This is a genomic window from Citrobacter freundii complex sp. 2024EL-00216, assembly GCF_043945515.1.
Lineage (GTDB): Bacteria > Pseudomonadota > Gammaproteobacteria > Enterobacterales > Enterobacteriaceae > Citrobacter > Citrobacter portucalensis.
The window spans coordinates 27,407-48,504 of record NZ_JBIMRA010000018.1 but is presented as its reverse complement, the minus strand read 5'-3'; the positions used below and the strand labels follow the sequence as shown (position 1 = coordinate 48,504).

The 21,098-nt window shown below is 53.3% G+C and carries 8 protein-coding genes, 1 other RNA gene and 2 pseudogenes; 8 read left to right on the top strand and 3 right to left on the bottom strand.

The annotated features are described in order from the left end of the window. Positions 1–350: 350 nt before the first annotated feature. From ACHHZ7_RS19525 to ACHHZ7_RS19500, 6 genes are all read left to right on the top strand, one after another. Entirely contained in the window at positions 351–11,825 is an 11,475-nt protein-coding gene (locus ACHHZ7_RS19525) for a BapA/Bap/LapF family large adhesin (protein WP_060683400.1), read from the top strand. A gap of 71 nt (positions 11,826–11,896) precedes the next feature. Beyond that, positions 11,897–13,306 (top strand): TolC family outer membrane protein, encoded by a 1,410-nt coding sequence (locus ACHHZ7_RS19520; RefSeq protein ID WP_060683399.1) that lies wholly within the window; start codon positions 11,897–11,899, stop codon positions 13,304–13,306. After that, positions 13,303–15,489, top strand: a complete 2,187-nt coding sequence (locus tag ACHHZ7_RS19515; RefSeq protein WP_060683398.1) for a type I secretion system permease/ATPase — start codon at positions 13,303–13,305, stop codon at positions 15,487–15,489. Before ACHHZ7_RS19520 ends, ACHHZ7_RS19515 begins: the two co-directional genes overlap by 4 nt. A gap of 7 nt (positions 15,490–15,496) precedes the next feature. Next, positions 15,497–16,660 (top strand): HlyD family efflux transporter periplasmic adaptor subunit, encoded by a 1,164-nt coding sequence (locus ACHHZ7_RS19510; RefSeq protein ID WP_085951585.1) that lies wholly within the window; start codon positions 15,497–15,499, stop codon positions 16,658–16,660. Between the two features lie 72 nt (positions 16,661–16,732). Continuing rightward, positions 16,733–17,096: a transfer-messenger RNA gene (ssrA, locus tag ACHHZ7_RS19505) on the top strand. Positions 17,097–17,263: 167 nt separating this feature from the next. After that, a complete protein-coding gene (locus tag ACHHZ7_RS19500) occupies positions 17,264–18,088 on the top strand; it encodes a hypothetical protein (protein ID WP_284243163.1) in 825 nt (274 codons plus the stop codon). 426 nt (positions 18,089–18,514) lie between these two features. Here the strand turns inward: ACHHZ7_RS19500 and ACHHZ7_RS19495 are convergent. Then, positions 18,515–19,020 (bottom strand): annotated as a pseudogene (locus tag ACHHZ7_RS19495) (S24 family peptidase). Here ACHHZ7_RS19495 and ACHHZ7_RS19490 point away from each other — a divergent pair. Both ACHHZ7_RS19490 and ACHHZ7_RS19485 read left to right on the top strand, forming a co-directional pair. Further along, positions 19,012–19,131 (top strand): annotated as a pseudogene (locus ACHHZ7_RS19490) (hypothetical protein); the annotation flags it as partial. The pseudogenes ACHHZ7_RS19495 and ACHHZ7_RS19490 sit on opposite strands and share 9 nt — an antisense overlap. 93 nt (positions 19,132–19,224) lie before the next feature. Continuing rightward, positions 19,225–19,467 carry a DinI family protein gene (locus ACHHZ7_RS19485; RefSeq protein WP_284243161.1) on the top strand — a complete coding sequence of 81 codons (243 nt, stop codon included), beginning with the start codon at positions 19,225–19,227 and terminating at the stop codon, positions 19,465–19,467. A 161-nt stretch (positions 19,468–19,628) separates the two neighbouring features. Here the strand turns inward: ACHHZ7_RS19485 and ACHHZ7_RS19480 are convergent, their stop codons facing one another. Both ACHHZ7_RS19480 and ACHHZ7_RS19475 read right to left on the bottom strand, forming a co-directional pair. Then, the gene (locus ACHHZ7_RS19480) at positions 19,629–20,771 is read right to left on the bottom strand and encodes a tail fiber domain-containing protein (RefSeq protein ID WP_395149162.1); all 1,143 of its coding nucleotides are present in this window, start codon (positions 20,769–20,771) and stop codon (positions 19,629–19,631) included. Between the two features lie 58 nt (positions 20,772–20,829). After that, positions 20,830–21,069 (bottom strand): cor protein, encoded by a 240-nt coding sequence (locus tag ACHHZ7_RS19475; protein ID WP_354676261.1) that lies wholly within the window; start codon positions 21,067–21,069, stop codon positions 20,830–20,832. Positions 21,070–21,098 lie beyond the last annotated feature (29 nt).

The following is a 21,098-nucleotide window of genomic DNA, read 5'->3' as shown; positions in this document are numbered from 1 at the left end:
TTATATCACCTCTCATTTCGATTAAAATACAAAATCTTTAAATACAACAAGTTAACCAAAAACAAATCATTAAATACACACCGGAAAGTATACTTTTCAATTAGCTAAATATATTTTTAATATGGATAAGTTGCAGAATACATTCTTTCTGACTATATCATCTAATACGAAAGAACTATTCAGCTAACAGGGCCCGAACGTATTTGATAAGTAAATGAACCTCTGCATGACCTAATCAATGTAATTACATGTGTAAATTCATCTTTATGGTGAACGGGGCCCCTGTCTGCTCATTTTCCCAGCGCGCTGTTGCGGATTAATACTCCCGACATGCCATCAGGAGTGAACATATGCGTCTACTCGCCGTTGTATCAAAATTAACTGGCGTTTCCACAAATGTTGAATCCTCTGAAGTTACGCTCAGTTCGCCTTCTATCGTGAAACTGTCGGTGTCACGTGAGGAGGTAAGTCAACTGACTCGCGTGAATCAGGATCTGGTTGTCACTCTCCGCTCAGGTGAAACCATCACCATTAAGAACTTCTATGTCGGAAAAGGTGATGCACAAAACCAGCTTGTTCTGGAAGACAGTAATGGCGCGCTGTGGTGGGTTCAGGATACTGATGGGGCATTCCATTTCCAGCATCTGGACGATCTCACTCCGCTAATGACTGCCGAGGGAAGCCATGAAGGCGGCGCCGTCTGGCCGTGGGTTCTTGGTGGGATCGCGGTCGCAGGCGGAATTGCCGTTATAGCCTCTTCTTCTGGCGGCGGTGGCGGACATCACAATAACGACAACGGCTCAGGAAATGGTAATCCCGGAGGTAGTACGGATCCAGGCGTTGGAACAAATCCTGGCGGTGGCACAGATCCAGACGGTAATAATAGCGGAGATATCTCTCCACCAACATCCCCAACTACACTGGAGGTCTCCCCTGATGGCAAGTCGTTGACCGGGCTGGCAGAACCAGGCAGTACAGTCATCATTAAAGATGCGCAGGGTAACATTGTTGGTCAGGGTAAAGCCGACAGTGACGGCAAATTTGCGATCGATCTTAATCCCCCAAAACTCAGCGGAGAACACCTGACCGTTACCGCAACTGATGCGGCAGGTAATACCAGCCCCGCCGCAAGCGTTAACGCGCCCGATATTCCTCTGCCTGCCACACCGGTATTTGCTGCTATAGACGATCATGCTCCGGAAACCGGGACTGTCGCTAACAAGCAATTTACCAATGACAATACCCCGACGCTACAGGGAACCGGCACACCCGGCTCAACTATCCATATTTTCGTTGATGGTAAAGAGACGGGTACCGCCGTGGTGGATGCGAATGGAAAATGGAGCTTTGCTGTTGCCACACCGCTGGCGGATGGCGAACACAGCTTTACAGCCATTGCTACCAACCTCAAAGGCAGCAGCGGAGAATCTACCCAATTCACGCTCAACATCGATACTCAAACCCCGGACGCCCCTGTACTTGAAGCCCTAACGGATAAAACAGGCACCATTACTGGTCTACTCATCAATAACGCACACACTGATGAAGCAAAACCAACCCTCTCCGGTAAAGGCGAAGCAGGAAATACCATCACCATCCGTGAAGGGAACATCATTCTGGGGACTACTGTCGTTGATGCCAGCGGCCAGTGGAGCTTTACCCCGACAACAGCCTTAAACGATGGCGCACATACGTTCACGATTCAACAGACGGATAAAGCAGGAAACGTCAGCGGGATAACCACAACCCCAACAATTATTGTTGATACAACGCCCCCATCGGCTGCAGTGGTTGACACAGTCTCCGTGGATGGCACCACCGTAACAGGCCATGCGGAAATCGGCAGTACCGTCTCCATCTATGATGCCGATAACAATCTCCTCGGTTCAGCTGTAGTAGGCCAGGATGGCTTATTCAGTATTACGCTGAATCCAGCGAAAACGCATGGCGAAACGCTGGAAACACGTATCCGGGACGAGGTGGGTAATAACGGACCGGCAGGCCAATTTACTGCATCAAACTCTCAATTTCCTTCTCAACCGATCATCATCACCGTATCAGATGACATTGGGAGCGTGACCGGTGCACTGAAAAATGGCGATGCTACAGATGACAATCGCCCGACCATCAGCGGCACTGCTGAACCGGGGAGTGTTATCACAATTAATGACAATGGCGTGCCAATGCCGATAATCCCGCCGGTGATTGCTGACAGCGATGGGAAGTGGAGTTTTACGCCCTCTCAGCCACTTCCTGATGGCGATCACCTCTTTACGGCAACGGCGACAAATAACTTCGGCACCAGCGGACAGTCCATCAGCTTTGCGGTTGATATCGACACCCAACCTCCGGTGCTGGAAGATTTGGAAGTCATTAATCAGGGAACCACGCTGACAGGCTCCACCGAAGCCGGTAGCACGGTGGTAATTAAAGACAGCCAGGGAAATGTTTTGGGAAGCGGTAAGGCAGGTAACGACGGCTCATTCTCAATAGCGATCAATCCCGCCAAAACCAATGGTGAAACGCTGACCATTTCGGCCACAGATAAAGCCTCAAATACAGGTCCGGTAGAAAGCCTGAAAGTACCGGATATTTCACCGCCAGCCTCCCCTTCCGGACTAACTGTCGCTGCCGACGGTGAATCCGTTAGTGGTCAGGCGGAACCCGGTTCTACGGTTATCATCAAAGACGTCGCAGGTAACGTACTGGGTACCGGGGTCGCCAACGGCAGCGGGCAATTTATCGCCCCGCTGAATTCACCACAAACCAATGGCGAAGCGTTAACGGCCACAGCCAAAGACGCTGCACAAAATGAGAGTCTACCGTCTACCGTGCTAGCAGGGGATACTACCGCTCCGCTCGCCCCGCAAGACGTAACGATTAGCCAGGATGGTACCAGCGTAACCGGGACGGCTGAACCAGGCAGTACAATAACCATTACCGCACCGGACGGCAGCACTATCGGTACTGGAAAAACGGGAAGCGATGGCAACTTTAGCGTAGCGCTTTCACCTGCGCAGACGAATGGCGAAACCGTCAGCGTCACCGCCACTGACAGCGCTAAAAATGAAAGCCCGGCGCAAACCGCAGTCGCGCCGGATACTACCGCCCCAGATAAGCCCATTATTTTGCAGGTATTTGATGATGTCGCAGACGACACCGGGCCACTCACCAGTGGACAAACAACCAACGACAACCGTCCGACACTGAGCGGCACAGCAGAAGCTGGCTCAACGGTAGAGATATTTGATAACGGGGCATCTCTAGGTGTGGCAGTAATGCAGCCTGACGGTAGCTGGAACTTCACCCCTCAGACCGACCTCGGAGAAGGGAAACACCAGCTTACGGCAGTCGCTACTGATACCAAAGGCAACGCCAGCCCAGCGACCGCGTTTGAACTGATTGTTGATACACAGTCACCGCAAATGCCTGCCATTACCCATGTAACGGATGACAAACCGGGCATTGTCGGTTCCATCGCCAATAACGGTCTGACCAACGATAACACGCCAACCATCAACGGAACCGGCGAACCCGGCTCAATAGTTCATCTGATGCGTGACGGGCAACTGATTGCAGATATTACCGTCGATACTAGCGGGACATGGAGCTACACCCCGCCGCAAACGTTGCCCGATAATAAATATGAATTTACGGTGACGGCCAGCAACAGCAATGGAAACACGACACCTCTCTCCGCAGGGTTCACCATTACCATTGACAGCACGGCACCTCTCGCCCCGGGATTTTCTGCGATCCTTGATCCTGATAAAAATCCTATCGATACCAGTCAACCGACCAACTCTTCTCAGCCACAGTTAACCGGTAGTGGCACCGCTGGTGACACCATCACCATTTATGACAATGGCAAGCCGATTGGCGAAACAAAGGTTGGCACGGATGGAAGCTGGCAATTCACGCCGCCAGTGGTACTGGGTGACGGTACACATGTTCTGACGGCAACCGCCAGCGATCCGGCGGGTAATGAAGGCCCGAAATCCACCAGTTTCACGCTACAGGTCGATACAAATGCGCCAAATGCGCCACAAATCCTGTCAGCAACCATTGTTGTGGGTACCGAAAATGTGGTCCTGGCTAATGGCAGCACAACGAATCAGGAAACCCCGCTTCTGAGCGGTACCGGCGAGCCAGGCGCCACGATCACGCTCTATAATAATGGCACTGAAGTAGATACGGTTCTGGTCAATGCGCAAGGGAAATGGACCTACCAGCCAACCGCCAATTTATCTGAAGGGTTAAACGTCATTACCGCGACGGCTACCGATGCGGCAGGCAACGTCAGCCCGGTATCCGGCGTCTACTCCATCACAATTGATACCATTCCACCTGCGAAACCTGACGTACCGCTAATCACCGATAACGTTATACCCGTAGTCGGAAACGTTGCCAGTGGTGGCACAACCAATGACACCACGCCCACCTTCAGCGGTAAGGGAGAGCCGGGTAACACTATCACTATCTACAATTACGGCAGTGAAATTGGCCAGACAACGGTAGGTGATAACGGGAGCTGGACCTTTACCCCGAGCCCATTAGACCCAGACACGACTTACGTCATCACCACAACCGAAACCGACATTGCGGGCAATACCAGCGATCCGTCGGATCCCGTCACACTAACCATTGACACAACGGCCCCAACCACTCCCACTATTGAATTTGCGACGGATGATAACGGCGTACCTGACTCAAACTTTAACAACAACGCCACCACCGGTGACAATACGCCGGTTATACATGGTACGGGTGAAGCTGGCAGCATTATTACTGTATTCAATGGCGCTACCGTTCTGGGCGTGGCCACCGTCGACAGTTTGGGCAACTGGGAATTCCCCATTACCAGCGCCCTGCCTGACGGAACCTATACCCTGACCGCCAGCGCAAAAGACGCCGCCAGTAACCCCAGCGGAACATCGAACAGCTTTACCTTTACCGTTGATACCATTCCTCTGCAGGATCCAGTGGTCACGGAAATCCTTGATGATTTTGCACCGGTCACCGGAACGCTGACGGATGGTTCATTCACTAACGACCAGACATTAACCATCAACGGCACCGGCGAGGCGGGCAGCACAATAACGATTTATGACAACGGTACAGTTATAGGGACCGCAAACGTCATTGATGGGAAATGGACCTTCACCACGCCTGCACTTTCAGAAGATACAGCTCCTCACGCGCTGACCTTCACTGCAGATGACGGAGCCGGAAACACAACGCTTCAAACGCCGGCCATTAATATCACCGTAGATATTACACCGCCGCCAGCCCCGACGATCCAGACTGTCTCACCGGATGGCACCCGGGTGGCTGGTCTGGCGGATCCCTTCGCCACGGTTGAAATTCGCGATGCCTCCGGCACACTAATCGGTACCGCAACCGCAAATAATACCGGCGAATTCGCCGTCACCTTAAGCCCGGCCCAGACCAACGGCGGTGAACTCACGGCGAAAGCAATTGATCGCGCGGGCAACGAAAGTCCCAACGCGACCTTTACCGCTTCTGACAGCGGCCTGCCTGATGTGCCGTTCATTACCGCGATTGGCGACGATGTCGGTAGCGTGCAGGGAAATATTCTCACTGCTGGCGGTAGAACAGACGACACAACTCCCACGCTTAGCGGCACAACGGAAGTGGGGTCGACGGTCGAAGTCTTTATTAACGGCACCAGCGCTGGCCTGGCCATCGTTGATACCAGCGGCAATTGGACATTTGCGGTTCCCACCCTACCGGGCGAAGGGAGTTACAGTTTTACCGTTCAGGCCACCAACAGCAACGGCACGGGCGGTCTGTCCGCCCCCGTTGCAATAACGGTAGATTTAACCGCACCGCTCCAGCCGGTGATTGTCAATGCGACGGATGACGTTCCCGGCTACACCGGCTCACTGGCTAACACTGCGCTAACAAACGATGCGCGTCCTACGCTCAACGGTACCGGTGAAGCAGGTGCCACTATCACCATCTTTGATAATGGCAATGCGATCGGCACCACTACCGTAGCTCAAAACGGTAGCTGGAGCTTCACGCCGGGAAGTAATCTCAGTAACAGCCAGCATGTGTTCACCGCCCGCGCAACGGATAATGCGGGTAATACCGGGGGTATGTCGGGCGATTTCACCCTGACCATTGACGCACAAGCGCCCAACGTCCCGGCAATTACATCGGTGATTGACGATAACAACCTACCGAATGTTTCCGTTTTGCCAGGCCAGGTAACCGACGATCGCCAGCCCGTGCTGAACGGTACGGGCGAAACCGGTGCGACAATTAATATCTTTGATAACGGCGTACTCCTTGGTACGACCGTAGTGGGTTCAGGAGGAACCTGGTCCTGGACGGTTGACAGCGCGCTAACGGAAGGCAGCCACACTCTGACCGTCAGCGCCACCGACCCGGCAGGTAACACCAGCGCAGCCTCGTCTGGATGGAATATCGTCGTGGATGTAACGCCACCCGCCGTACCAACGCTCACTTCCGTGGTAGACGATCAGCCCGGTTTAACCGGCAATCTGGTCAGCGGTCAGCTCACCAACGACGCGACCCCGACGCTCAGCGGTCGCGGAGAAATCGGGGCTACAATTAATATCTGGCTGGATGGCGGAACAACACCGATTGGCACAGCCATTGTTGATGGAACCGGGGCGTGGAGCTTCACGCCTGAAACGCCACTCACTAATGGTAACCATACCTTTACCCTCAGCGCGACGGATCCAGCCGGCAACACCAGCGCCTTGTCCGGTGGATTTACGCTGACTGTTGACGCCACTCCACCTGTAGCACCAGTCATTACCAGCATCGCGGATAATACGGCCCCCGTTATAGGCGTCGTACCGAATGGTGGAAGCACCAACGAAACAAAGCCGACAATTACCGGAACCGGTGAAGCAGGCTCGACGATCTCTATTTATAACGGCGCTTCTCTCTTGGGCACCGCCCTTGTCCAGGCCAACGGCAACTGGAGCTTTACACCAACAAATGCGCTTGCTGCGGGCACATGGAATCTTACCGCGAAGGCAACAGATACCGCGGGTAATACCGGGCCAGCATCGGATGTTCGCTCATTCACTATTGATACCACCCCCCCCGTTGCACCGGTCATAACCACCGTCTTTGACGATCAAGGTCCGCTCACTGGCAATCTCAACAATGGACAAATTACTGATGATGCTCGCCCGACATTCACTGGTACCAGCGAACCCAACGCCATAATCCGCATCTTTGACAACGGCTCTTTGTTAACGGAGATAACCGCTGACAGCAGCGGTAACTGGAGCTATACGCCTGCACAACCACCAGCGCCTGCAATGGCCACGGGAAACCATGTTATCACCGTAACAGCCATCGATGCGGCGGGTAATGCGAGTCCGGCATCGGACAGCTTCACGTTCGTGGTGGATACCACCGCGCCTTTGCTACCGGTTATTACCCTGGTGACCGATGATATGCCCCCTGGCACCGGGGCGATTACTAATGGACAAAGCACCAACGATCCAACGCCGACGTTTAGCGGAACAGCGGAGGCCGGAGCCACAATCACCCTGTATGAGAATAATACGGTACTTGGAACCACCACCGTGTTAGCCAACGGTACCTGGAGCGTCACCACCTCCACGCTGGGAAGCGGTACACATACCATTACCGCTGTCGCTACGGATGCCGCAGGCAACGCCAGCCAGCCAACCGGCGGTTTTACGCTGACAGTCGACACATCGGCCCCAGCTACGCCAATCCTGGCTACCGTCGTGGATGACGTTGCTGGCGGCGTATTCGGCAACCTGAATAACGGTCAGATCAGTAATGACAGCCGACCGACGCTGAACGGGACCGCTGAGGTGGGGAGCACAGTAAGTATTTATGACGGCAACACCTTGTTGGGGACAACCACGGCTGGCGTAGGGGGCGTCTGGAGCTTCACGCCGGGAACCCCGCTCAGCGAAGGCTCGCACACGCTAACCGTCACCGCCACCGATGCGGCGGGTAATAACAGCCCGGCGACCAACAGTTTTGTGATAGTCGTTGATACCACCGCGCCAGGCGTGCCAGTTATTGTCAGCATTATTGATGATGTGCCTAACATCACTGGTGCAGTGGGTAATGGTCAGTCCACCAATGATACTCTCCCCACGCTCAACGGCACGGCGGAAGCCAACAGCACGGTCAATATCTTTGACAACGGCGCGCTGGTGGCCTCCGTAACGGCGAACGCCAGCGGAAACTGGACCTGGACTCCCACCTCGGCATTGGGCCAGGGCACGCATGCTTATACGGTTAATGCCAGTGATACGGCGGGTAACGTGAGCCTTGCCTCCCCAGGCTCGTTGATTGTAGTGGATACCCTCGCGCCCGGCGCACCGACAGGCCTTACTATCAATGCAACCGGAAACCGTGTCACCGGTACAGCTGAAGCAGGGAGTACCGTGACCATTACGTCCAGTACAGGAACCGTACTGGGAACCGCCACCGCGGACGGCGCTGGCAGCTTTGTGGTGACGCTTTCCCCGGCGCAAACCAGCGGCCAGGCGCTGCTAGCATTTGCTCAGGATAAAGCAGGTAATACCGGTGTTTCTGCCGGGTTCACTGCCCCGGATACCCGCGTACCCGATGCCCCCACCATCGTCAGTGTTGTGGATGATTTCGGCATTTATACCGGGATTATCGCCAATGGCCAGGTAACCAACGATGCCTTACCTACGTTAAACGGAACGGCACAGGCCAATGCCGTCATCAATATTTACAACAACGGGGCGCTGCTTGGCTCCACAACGGCGAACGCCAGCGGCGTCTGGTCCTTCACGCCTGACAGCAATTTGACCGAGGGCTCGCACGCCTTTACCGCGACGGCAACTAACGCTAATGGCACCAGCGCCGCATCAGGTCCCGCCACGGTAGTGGTCGACACACTGGCTCCCAATACGCCAACCGGCATACTGAGTGCGGATGGCGGTTCGCTAACAGGTCAGGCGGAAGCAAACAGCACGGTGACGGTGACAATTCCTGGCGCGGGTACCTACACCACGACGACAGGAAGCAACGGCGTCTGGTCATTGACCTTGCCGACCAAACAAATTGAAGGGCAGACGCTGGGCATAACCGCAACCGATGCGGCGGGCAATACGTCGGGGTCGCTCTCCATTACCGCCCCGATCCTCCCGCTCTCGGCTAACGATAACGTCACCAGCCTCGCGCTGACAACCACCGCAACCACCAGCTCACAAAGCTACTCTGACTACGGTCTGCTGTTGGTAGGTGCCTTGGGGAATGTCGCCTCCGTTCTGGGTAATGACACCGCACAGGTACAGTTCACTATTGCCACCGGTGGTTCCGGCAATGTCACGATCGATGCGGCAGCGACAGGCATTGTTCTGTCATTGCTCAGCACCCAGGAGATTGTGGTGCAGCGCTTTGATACCACTCTCGGCACCTGGAACACCTTCATCAACACTGCAGTTGGCGACTTCGCTAACCCGCTGACGTTAACTGGTAGCGGCGTAACACTTAATCTGACCGGCCTGACCGGCGGGCAGTATCGCGTGCTGACGTATAATACCAGCCTGCTGGCGACAGGTTCATATACCAGCCTGGACGTAGACGTACATCAGACCAGCGCAGGCGTTGTCAGCGGGCCGACCGTCAATACTGGCAACTTGATGGCCGACGACGTTACGCCAACCGGGACAACACTAACATCAGTCACTGATGCCAGCGGGAAAACCACCGTCGTTGGTGAGGGTGGGGTCAATATCACAGGTCAGTACGGTATCCTGCACATCAACCAGGACGGCAGCTATACCTACACATTAACTGACACCAGCGCCGCGGTATACGGTCAAAAAGAGAGCTTCACCTATACCATTACGCAAGGCAGCAACAGCAGCTCGGCACATCTGGTGATCAACCTGGGACCAATCCCGGCGACCACCACCGTTATTGCTGCCGACAACAATGCTGCCATGGTCTTTGATACCAGCGTCAGCTATGTCAACAATGGGCCATCAGTACAAAGCGGTCTGACGGTATTGAGCGTCGGAGTTGGCACCGTGCTTAACGCCAATCTGCTTGATGACATGAGCAATCCGATTATCTTTGATGTAGAGGAAGGGTCAACCCGTACGATGACCATTCAAGGGGCCGTTGGTGGCGTAACGCTGGCCTCAACGTTCGATCTTTATATCTACCGCTTCAATGATGCGATCCAGCAGTTTGAACAATATCGCGTGCAAAAAGGCTGGATCAACACCCTGCTGCTGAATGGCAATTCCCAACCTTTGACTGTATCGCTGCCAGGCGGCGAATACCTGTTTGTACTGAATACCGCCAGCGGGATCAGCGCCCTCACCGGCTACACGCTTAATATCTCGCAGGATCATACCTATGTCGTAGATAGCACTACCGCCAATACCACCGGCAATGTACTAACTAACGATATTGCGCCGCCAGATGCGGTGATCACTGAAGTCAACGGCGTGGCTGTCCCGACAACGGGAAGCATCACCATTAACGGCCTCTACGGTACGTTATCCATTGATGCAAAAGGGAATTACACCTACATCCTGAAAAACGGCGTTGGTGCGGACAGCATCAAATCCCCGGACAGCTTCGTCTATACCGTTCGCGCGCAGAACGGTGATACGGATACCGCCTCACTAAATATCACACCAACCCCGCAGGTGTTGAATGCCGTCGATGACGTCAGCAGCATCATGACGGTTAATACCGTTCAGGACTCTGCTGCGTACGCAAGCGGCGCGCTGGGGACCGCAACGATTCCCACGCTGGGGAACAAGGCAACCGGTACAGGTTCGTTTGACATAGCGACAAATGACGTCCTGAAAAACGCCACGCTCAATTTCAACATCGGCACACTTATCACCGTCGGTACGCTCGGTGTGAGCTGGACGATAACTGGTCCTGGCGGATACACACTTTCAGGTTCGGTACCCGCCAGCTCCATCAGCCTGTTAGGTAGCTCAATCGCGGTCTCGCTGGGGAATGCCGAACTGACTGCAGGTCATTACAGCATCAGCTTCACAGGAACTATGGGAGGGCTGGCCGTGGGCAACGTCAGCATTACGCCGAACGTCACCGGCACCACCTGGCACCTTAATACCTTTGACGTCAACACCGCCACGGTAAATGGCAATATTTTTGATGGTAGTGATGCGGCAGGCGCCCACGATCAGCTGTCAACCGTCCACACCCTGCTCACCATCAATGGCTATAACGGCAGTACCGCCACGCTCAATCCAACCAGTAGCGCCAGTAGCGCCACCATTCAGGGCCATTATGGTTCACTGACCATGAATCTGGATGGCTCATACACCTACACGCTGAAGCCGGGTACAACCGTAGCATCAATGACCACCAAAGAAACCTTCACCTATACGCTTAATGACCAAAACGGACATACGGACACCGCCACGCTGACCATCAATATGAATCCGCAACTGGCAAGCTCCTCACAACATGATGTGATCACCGGTTCGGCCTACGGCGATACGCTTATCTATCACCTGCTTAATGCCAACAACGCAACCGGAGGGAACAACAGCGACAGCTGGACCAATTTCTCTATGACCCAGGGCGACAAGATCGATATCCACGAACTGCTGAGCGGATGGAACCATCAGGCCTCAACGCTTGGAAACTACGTGCAGGTCACCACCAACGGATCCAACACCGTGATCGCCATCGACCGCGATGGCACGGGTGGAACTTATCAATCCACCAACCTCATCACCCTGGAGAACGTCAACACCACGCTGAATGAACTGCTACAGAACAATCACCTCATTACGGGTGGTTAATACATAAAGCTCCGGGCGCCACGACGCCCGGAGCAACTGCCGTAACGGTTGTAGTTTGAAAGGGATGAGATATGGGAAAAGTCATGCCTGTTGCATTACTTCTGGCATTAACGCTCTGTACCCTGCGGGTGAATGCCGAAGATGAACCGCAAATTATTACGCCGGAAGGACTGGCCACCAGCCAGATGCTTCCCTCGCTGGACGGCGCGGTTGCCGATCTGCCGCTGAGCGCTGCCGCCCCCGGCAACCTGATGCTCAACGACGCGGTAAGTCGTGCCGTGAGCTGGCATCCTTCTATTCGTGAATCGATCGGCAAACTGCTTTCGCAAAACGAACAGATCGACGTGGCGAAATCGAAATATTACCCGCAGGTTTCTGCCGGAATGAATAACGGTTACAGCAATACCTATACCGACCACGGCTTTAGCCCGGCGCTGGTTATTTCGGTGTCACAAATGCTGTACGACTTCGGCAAAGTGGCAAGCCAGGTCCGCGCCGAGACAGCCGGAGCCGCACAACAGCAGGCGAATGTGTTACTCAGTATTGATACCATCGCCCACGCAACCGCCAACGCGATAGTCCAGGTGCAGACGTGGCAGCAAATGGTGGACGCCGCCGAAGAACAGCTCACCGCCTTAAACGACATTGGTCGACTGACCCGACAACGCAATGATGAAGGGGCAACCTCGCTGTCCGACGTGGTGCAAACCGATGCGCGTATCGAGTCTGCGCGTTCTCAGCTGGCGCAGTATCAGGCCAATCTCGACAGCAGTAAGGCCACATTGATGAGTTACCTCGGCTGGAACTCACTTAACGGCATCAGCAACGAATTCCCGGCCAAACTGGACAACAGCTGCGATGTGGTCAAACCGGAAGATAAACTGGTTCCCGCGGTTCTGGCGGCCTGGGCGCAAGCGAATGTGGCACAGGCAAATCTCGATTACGCCAACGCGCAGATGACGCCCACCATCTCTTTGGAACCGTCGGTTCAGCATTATCTCAACGACAAATACCCCAGCCATGAGGTGCTCGACAAAACCCAGTACTCCACGTGGGTAAAAGTTGAGATGCCGCTGTATCAGGGGGGCGGACTCACCGCCAGGCGCAACGCCGCCAGCCATGCGGTAGAGTCTGCACAATACTCCATCCAGCGCACCCGACTCGAAGTACGACAAAAATTACTGGAGTCCCGCAGCCAGGCAATTAGCCTCGCCACCGCCCTGCAGATTCTGCGCCGCCAGCAGCGACTGAGTGAACAAACGCGCGAGCTTTATCAACAGCAGTATCTGGACCTCGGTTCGCGCCCGCTGCTCGACGTGCTTAACGCCGAGCAAGAGGTGTATCAGGCCCGCTTTGCCGAACTCCAGACTCAAAACCAGCTGCGCCAGCTCCAGCTGAACTGCCTCTATAACACTGGCTCGCTTCGCCAGGCGTTCGCCTTAAATAATCGCAGCATTCAATCGGTGGAGATCAAGCTATGAGCGACCTCGATTCACATGCAGAAGATGCGATTAGCGAACACGCTCTTAGCCAGTGGGCGCAGGCGATGACGCATATTGCCAATCACTATCGCGTGGCCTGTTCTCCCGGCGCAATCCAGGCCAACGCCCCGTGGTTTGCGGGAAAAAGCCGGGCCACAGCCCTGTCGCAACTGGCGCGTCAGGCGGGACTGTCATTTCATGCGCTGAATACCGCCACGCAGGTATTCGGTCAGTGGCGTCTGCCGGTGGTGGCGGAACTGCGCGACGGCCAGCTAATGGTGATAGAACATTTCAACGGCGAAGATGCACTGGATGTGTTTATCATCGCCGAAGAGGGCCAGCGTAACCGGCTCACGGTCGCAGAGCTTCTGCCGGAGATCGTGAGTATTACCGCGATGCGCCCGCTGTCGGCGCTGAAGGACAGTCGGGTAGACCGCTATATTTCGCGCTTCAAGCCCGACTGGATGCGCGAACTGGTGTTAAAAGACATTAGTCCTTATCTGCCGGTCATGATTGCCGCCTTTCTGATTAACGTTCTGTCGCTCGCCGGGATTATCTTTTCCATGCAGGTTTATGACCGGGTGATCCCCGCCCAGTCTTATCCAACGCTGTATGTTCTCTCCACTGGCGTTCTGGTGGCGGTGCTGTTTGGCTTTTTGCTGCGCGAAGCGCGTACCCACATAATGGACCTGCTCGGCAAACGCGCCGATATGCGCATTTCCGATCGCGTGTTCAGCCATGCATTGCGCCTGCGCAACAGCGCCGTCCCCCGCTCGACGGGGAGCTTCATTTCTCAACTGCGCGAGCTGGAACAGGTTCGCGAGATGATCACCTCCTCGACCATGTCGACCATTGTCGATCTGCCGTTTTTCTTTTTGTTTATCGTGGTGCTGGCTTTTATCGCCCCGCCTCTGGCATGGATAGCGCCCGTCGCGGCCCTGCTGATGATCCTGCCCGGTTTGCTGTTACAGAAAAAGCTGGCGGTGCTCGCCAACCAGGCTGCCCATGAATCCACCCTGCGCAACGCGGTGCTGGTCGAGAGCGTTCAGGGGCTGGAAGACATCAAGCTGATGCAGGCGGAAAACCGCTTTTTACAGCAGTGGAACAGCTACATCCGCATTACCGGAGAGTCCGGGCTGCGCACGCGCAGGCTGACTCAGGGGCTGATTGGCTGGGGCATGTCGGTACAAAGTCTGGTCTACGCCGCGATCATTATGTTCGGCGCGCCGATGGTCATTGAAGGCACGATGACCACCGGGGCCGTGGTGGCCGCTTCGATGCTCGGTTCCAGAATGATTGCCCCAATGGCTAATCTGTGCGGCGTGCTAGCCCGCTGGCAACAGGTTAAGGCGGCGAAGATGGGGTTGGATAGCATCATGCAGCTCCCCACTGAAACACAGTACGATGAAGACCGGGTGCATCAGGAGATTTTTCACGGTCATTATCTGTTTGAGAACGCACACTTTCGCTACCACAGCGACGATCAGCGCGTTCCGCTGCGCATCTCGCGCCTGGAGGTCATGCCCGGCGAGCGCGTGGCAATCCTCGGGCGTAACGGTGCAGGGAAATCAACCCTGCTGCAGGCCATGGCGGGTGGTGTGGAGATTATCCAGGGCGATGTCCGGCTCGACAACCTGAGTCTGGCGCAGATCGATATGGCTGATTTACGCCGCAACATCGGTTTTCTTAGCCAGAACGCGCGGCTGTTTTTCGGCACCCTGCGCGAGAACCTGACCCTCGGCGCACCGCATGCCAACGACGCGCAGATCTTCGAAGCGCTGGAGGTCAGCGGCGCGGCAGCTTTCGTTAAACAGCTCGCCAAAGGGCTGGCGCATCCCATTATGGAGGGCGGCAACGGTTTGTCCGGTGGACAACGGCAGTCGATCCTGCTGGCAAGAATGCTGCTGCGATCGCCCAATATCGTGCTGCTCGACGAACCCAGCGCCTCGCTGGATGAACATACCGAGCGGGAGTTTATTCAGCGCCTGAACCAGTGGCTGGGCAACCGCACATTGATTGTCGCCACCCATCGCGTACCGGTTCTGGAGCTGGTCGAACGCGTGGTGGTATTAAAAGAAGGCCAACTGGTTATGGATGCCCCGAAAGCGCAGGCATTAAATGCGAGCCGGGCACCCGCCCCAACTCACGGTCGGGAGTGGAAAAATGAAAACCAATCCGCATGATGCCGCCATGGACGACCTCGATATCCGCCGCGAGCACCGTTTTTCCGGGGCCAGCCGTATTATTCTGCTCAGCACGCTGCTGTTTGCCGTCCTGGGTATCTGGGCATATTTCGGCAAGCTGGATGAAGTCTCAACCGGCAGCGGAAAAGTGATCCCCAGCTCGCGAGAGCAGGTCTTGCAGTCGCTGGATGGCGGCATTCTCGCCGAGCTTACGGTACGCGAGGGAGATAAAGTGCAGGCCAATCAAATAGTCGCCCGCCTCGACCCCACCCGTTCTGAGTCCAATGTTGGGGAGAGCGCCGCCCGTTATCGCGCCTCACTGGCTTCCAGCGCAAGGCTTAATGCCGAAGTTAACGATCTGCCGCTGGTCTTTCCCGATTCACTGCGCGCCTGGCCGGATCTCATCGCCTCCGAAACTCGCCTGTATAAAAGCCGCCGCGCGCAGCTTGCGGATTCAATGGCAGAACTGCAAGATGCACTGGTCTCAGTAAATAAAGAACTGGCCATCACCCAACGGCTGGAGAAAAGCGGTGCCGCCAGCCACGTAGAAGTGCTGCGCCTGCAACGACAAAAAAGCGATCTGGGATTAAAAATCACCGACCTGCGCTCGCAATATTTCGTGCAGGCGCGGGAAGCGCTGTCAAAGGCCAACGCCGAAGTGGATATGCTGGCGGCGATTTTAAAAGGACGCGAGGATTCCGTCACCCGCCTGACCGTACGCGCGCCGATGCGCGGTATTGTGAAAAACATCCAGGTCACCACCATCGGCGGCGTTATCCCGCCCAACGGCGAGATGATGGAGATTGTGCCGCTGGACGATCATCTGCTGATAGAAACGCGCCTGTCGCCGCGTGATATCGCGTTCATCCATCCCGGCCAGCGGGCGCTGGTAAAGATAACCGCCTATGACTACGCCATTTACGGCGGACTGGAAGGCGTAGTCGAAACCATCTCTCCGGACACCATTCAGGACAAAGTGAAACCGGAAATCTTCTATTACCGCGTGTTTATCCGCACGCATCAGGACTTCTTACAGAACAAACTGGGACGCCATTTCTCCATCGTACCTGGCATGATTGCCACAGTGGATATAAAAACAGGTGAAAAAACCATCGTCGACTATTTAATCAAACCGTTTAATCGCGCAAAAGAAGCGCTGCGCGAGCGCTAAATCCTTGAGGATTAGGGGTTGCGGGGGCTGGTCACGCGTGTCACAAGTCTGTTATACTTGCTCTAACACATTGGGGCTGATTCTGGATTCGACGGGATTCGCGAAACCCAAGGTGCATGCCGAGGGGCGGTTGGCCTCGTAAAAAGCCGCAAAAAAATAGTCGCAAACGACGAAAACTACGCTTTAGCAGCTTAATAACCTGCTCTGAGCCCTCTCTCCCTAGCTTCCGCTCTTAAGACGGGGATCAAAGAGAGGTCAAACCCAAAAGAGATCGCGTGGAGGCCCTGCCTGGGGTTGAAGCGTTAAAACTAATCAGGCTAGTCTGGTAGTGGCGTGTCTGTCCGCAGGTGCCAGGCGAATGTAAAGACTGACTAAGCATGTAGTGCCGAGGATGTAGGAATTTCGGACGCGGGTTCAACTCCCGCCAGCTCCACCAATCATGATTGGACAGTGCCAGGACAGCACTAACAAAAACAGGAAGTTAGCAGTCTCAGCAGGACACCGACCAGACGGTGAGGGGACAAAAAAGGATACGCAAAGGAGCCGCGGCTCTTTAGTGAATTAAAAGCCCGCATTCGCGGGCTTTTTTGCATGAGGAATGCCATGGGTTCGTCAATCCGTCAGTTGATTAGAGATCGTGAAGAAAGTATTACCTCAGTTAACAAAGCGTTCGCAAACTCCGCGCATTGTTACGTTATTCATTACTCTTGCGAATCCTTTTATGATGCACCTAGTGGTCGTTCTACTCGAATAACTTCGATAGCTGTGCGTAACTTGAGCAGCGCGCAAACTCACCATTGGGCACTCAATCGCTCCGCCGAACTATTAAAGCTTGATGTAGCAGACCCACAAAATTTGGATAGCCTTGAGCATCATATGCTCAATAAATACTTCGAATTTCTTCGCCTCAATGCAACGCTTCTCTTTATGCACTGGAATATGAGGGATAATAATTATGGGTTCCAGGCACTTGAGCATAGATTTTCTGTTCTTGGCGGCGAACCATTTTTGCTTTCCGATGATCGGAAATTAGACCTTGCTCGCGTTGCCAATTCAATTTATGGAAGAGACTACATCCAGCACAAGGGCAAAAGTGGTCGCAAAGGGCGATTATTGGCTATTGTTGATAAAAACAATATTGCCGATAAAGACGTTATGGCAGGAGCTGATGAGGCAGAAGCTTATGTCAACGGGAAATATCGCGAATTAGAAATGTCTACGCTTCGCAAGGTTAACATTATTAGCGACATTGCAGAACGTGTTCATGACCGCTCGCTCAAGACTGATAACAAATGGTATAAGCCTTTGAGCTTACACCCTTTATGGCTATCTTCAATAGTCAAAGAACATCCTCTCTTCATAGCTATTGGTGTTATTATCACTTTAATAACTTTATACAATCGAGGCTTTGAGTTTTTTCATCTTTAAGTGGTGTCATGGGGTGTCGGGGGTCAGAGGTTCAAATCCTCTCGTGCCGACCAAAAACTCCTTTAAGAACCAGCCTTTACGGCTGGTTTTTTTATGCCTGTCTTTTGCACGGGGAAACTTTGGGGAATTACTGGGGAGAAACCCCGCCCAAATTAGAATTCACATGGCAGGATAACAGCTGTGTGTAGTCGATGATGAAAAGACAGGGTCTGGTGACATCAACAGACCCCGTAATTACACAGCAATGCATATTGGATACGCTTTATCCCTAGCGAGTGGGTAACTTTATAGTCATTACAAAGATGGTTGTCATCAAATCTTTGTGATTGATATCTAATATTTTTAACTTAAATGCCAACAAAGTAATGAGTGGTTAAATAGCCACCAAAAAAGCATAATTATCCTTCCCCATGGATATGTTTTTATCTACATCACCGGGCAATCATCAAACTCCGCGTTCCTGGCATCATTAATGATGTACGTGATCACCCCGAATATAGCGGGTGCAGAACTGTAACCATCATCATCTGCTGGCAGCGCCTCCCTTCTCCCGTTCTCCAGATTAACGAGGTGGGGCTGAGGATGAGTCCGATATCGCTTGATCCTGAATTCCCCGTCTATCGCGCATATCAGCAGCGAGCCATCACAGGGAGAAAGTGACGCATCAACAACAAGCAGCGCCCCCTGGATTATTCCTTCCCTGAAATGTGAACGTGATGCACGCATGAAGTAAGTCGCTGCGGGCTGACTGATAAGCTGCTGATCAAGGGAAATCCTTGTTTCAACGTAATCTGCCGCAGGTGAAGGAAAGCCCATGGCTATAGTCCTCCGTTTGGATTGAACAGCTGGAAGGTACGATTCTCGCCTTCCTGCGTTGATACATCGCGGAATGTTGTCACATACCACTCGATCCATTCGTTGGCCTGCTTCATCGTCCAGTTCCAGTTAACCTTGCTCAGTTCCTGGACAAACCGTTGCGTGGTGACGGTCTTCCGGCCATTTGGTTCCTGCTGTATCGAAGCATACCAGGCTATTTCAATATCGCTGCGTCGTGGCATCATCACGCCCTCTCTTGAATACCGGATAAAAACACAGTATAAATACTGTATATCCATCCAGTAAAGGAGCAATAAGCAATGTTCGTGGAACTCGTTTATGACAAAAGGAATTTTGATGGTCTGCCTGGTGCAAAAGATATCATTCTGGGCGAGTTAACTAAGATGGTTCACCGGATCTTCCCCGATGCTGATGTTCGGGTTAAACCGATGATGACACTGCCGGCGATCAACACTGACGCCAGCAAGCATGAGAAGGAACAGATAAGCCGTACTGTTCAGGAAATGTTTGAAGAAGCTGATATGTGGCTGGTTTCAGATTAAACACCTTGAACCGTCATATTGCTTAAGTACAATCCGCCGTGACTGGCCATCATTCAATACTCGCACTATCGGACGTTTGCCAGTCGCCGCAGTCATGCTCTTGCATACGGTGTGATTGCGGCAACCATCATTTTTACACCTGAGCATCCTGCTGGTTTTACTCATAAACCCTTTCCTTTACTTTTCAGGGCTAAAACTTCTGAATACAAATTTTCTATCTTATCCATCAAAGTAAGGATAGCCTCATGGTGTAGTGCAGCCGCAACGCCATAAGTGTCAGGATAAAGTACGCCAGAAATCACCGTTCCATCTGGAAGCTCTTTGTCACCGCCTTCCGTTACAGCTTCCGGAAATGATTTTTTTACATCCTGCGCAATAAATCCGATACCCCATTTTCCAGTGTCCTTTCTAATCCAGGTACACCCCCTGATATTTCTCATTTTTTCCTCAGGAGATTCGATTATTGATACCTCATCCTTAAACCTGATATCTGAAGTCGGAACCCAGGCTCCAGGTGCAACCGCATTACCTGTAGTATCGAAATAATATGCGGCCTGGACGGCAGCTGGACCATCATCCTGTTGCACATGCAGTACCCCTCTGCGGATAGCATTCTCTGTCACTACATAATGTGCGAAAAATGCTCGCATCGCACCTCCAACCAAAATACGGCTGTTTACTATCCCACCCTGTCTATTTAATTCATCAGGATACGGAATATCAAATGCGCCATTACCATTTACAGAACCTCCAGATTTCCCATTTATTGTGTTCAAACGATTGTCGTTTCCCTGAGCAACAGTACCAGCAGTATTCCCATATGCTAAGCCAAGGTTATTCCTCGCTTCACCATTATCACTTACATCACTCAGGTTACTATTTTTATCAAGTTTCTTAGCAAGCTCAGTAACAATTCCATTCCAGGCCGGACCATTCCATGAGGTACCATCAGGAAGTCTGACAGTTACAGTACCGTTACCGCTGAAAAGGCTCTGCCAGTTCTGTTTGTCGTAATTAAGTCCACGCAGAGCTTCTGCACTCTGCGTCACCAGCGCCGCGGTGACCATATTCAGCGCCACACGGGGTACTGCAGACCAGGCTGCGCCAGTCTGTGTTGGCCCGGTGAAATTGCTTACCAGCGTCAACGCTGTACCGCTTTCCACTGATTTAATCGGGAGCGTATAGGGAACGCCGCCAACAGTGACAACAATAAAATCTCCGGCCGCCACCTCTGTGGTAAACGCAGTCCCATTGCCAGCGACCGCAGCAGAGTTATTCGTCAGGGTTAAAGTTCCTGCTGACATGGATATCTCCTGAATTCAGATAATAAAAAACCCGCCGGAGCGGGTTATTTTTGGTATTTCATTGAAGGCAATTCGAACGGGTGAAGTTATTTTTATTCACCCATCGCCAGTTAAAGGGATAACCGGCCCTGTACTCAGTCTGATTAGCAACTTTTCGCACACCGTAGACCTGTACTGACTGGGTCAACCCACCTGACATTAACTCAGCCTGACAAACCGGTTTTTGTTTCTCCAGGACAGGTCCTGAACAGGCTGAAAGCACCAGGCAGACAGTAACTGGAATAATTATATTTTTCATTTCGACACCAGAGTTAATTGTTTAAACAA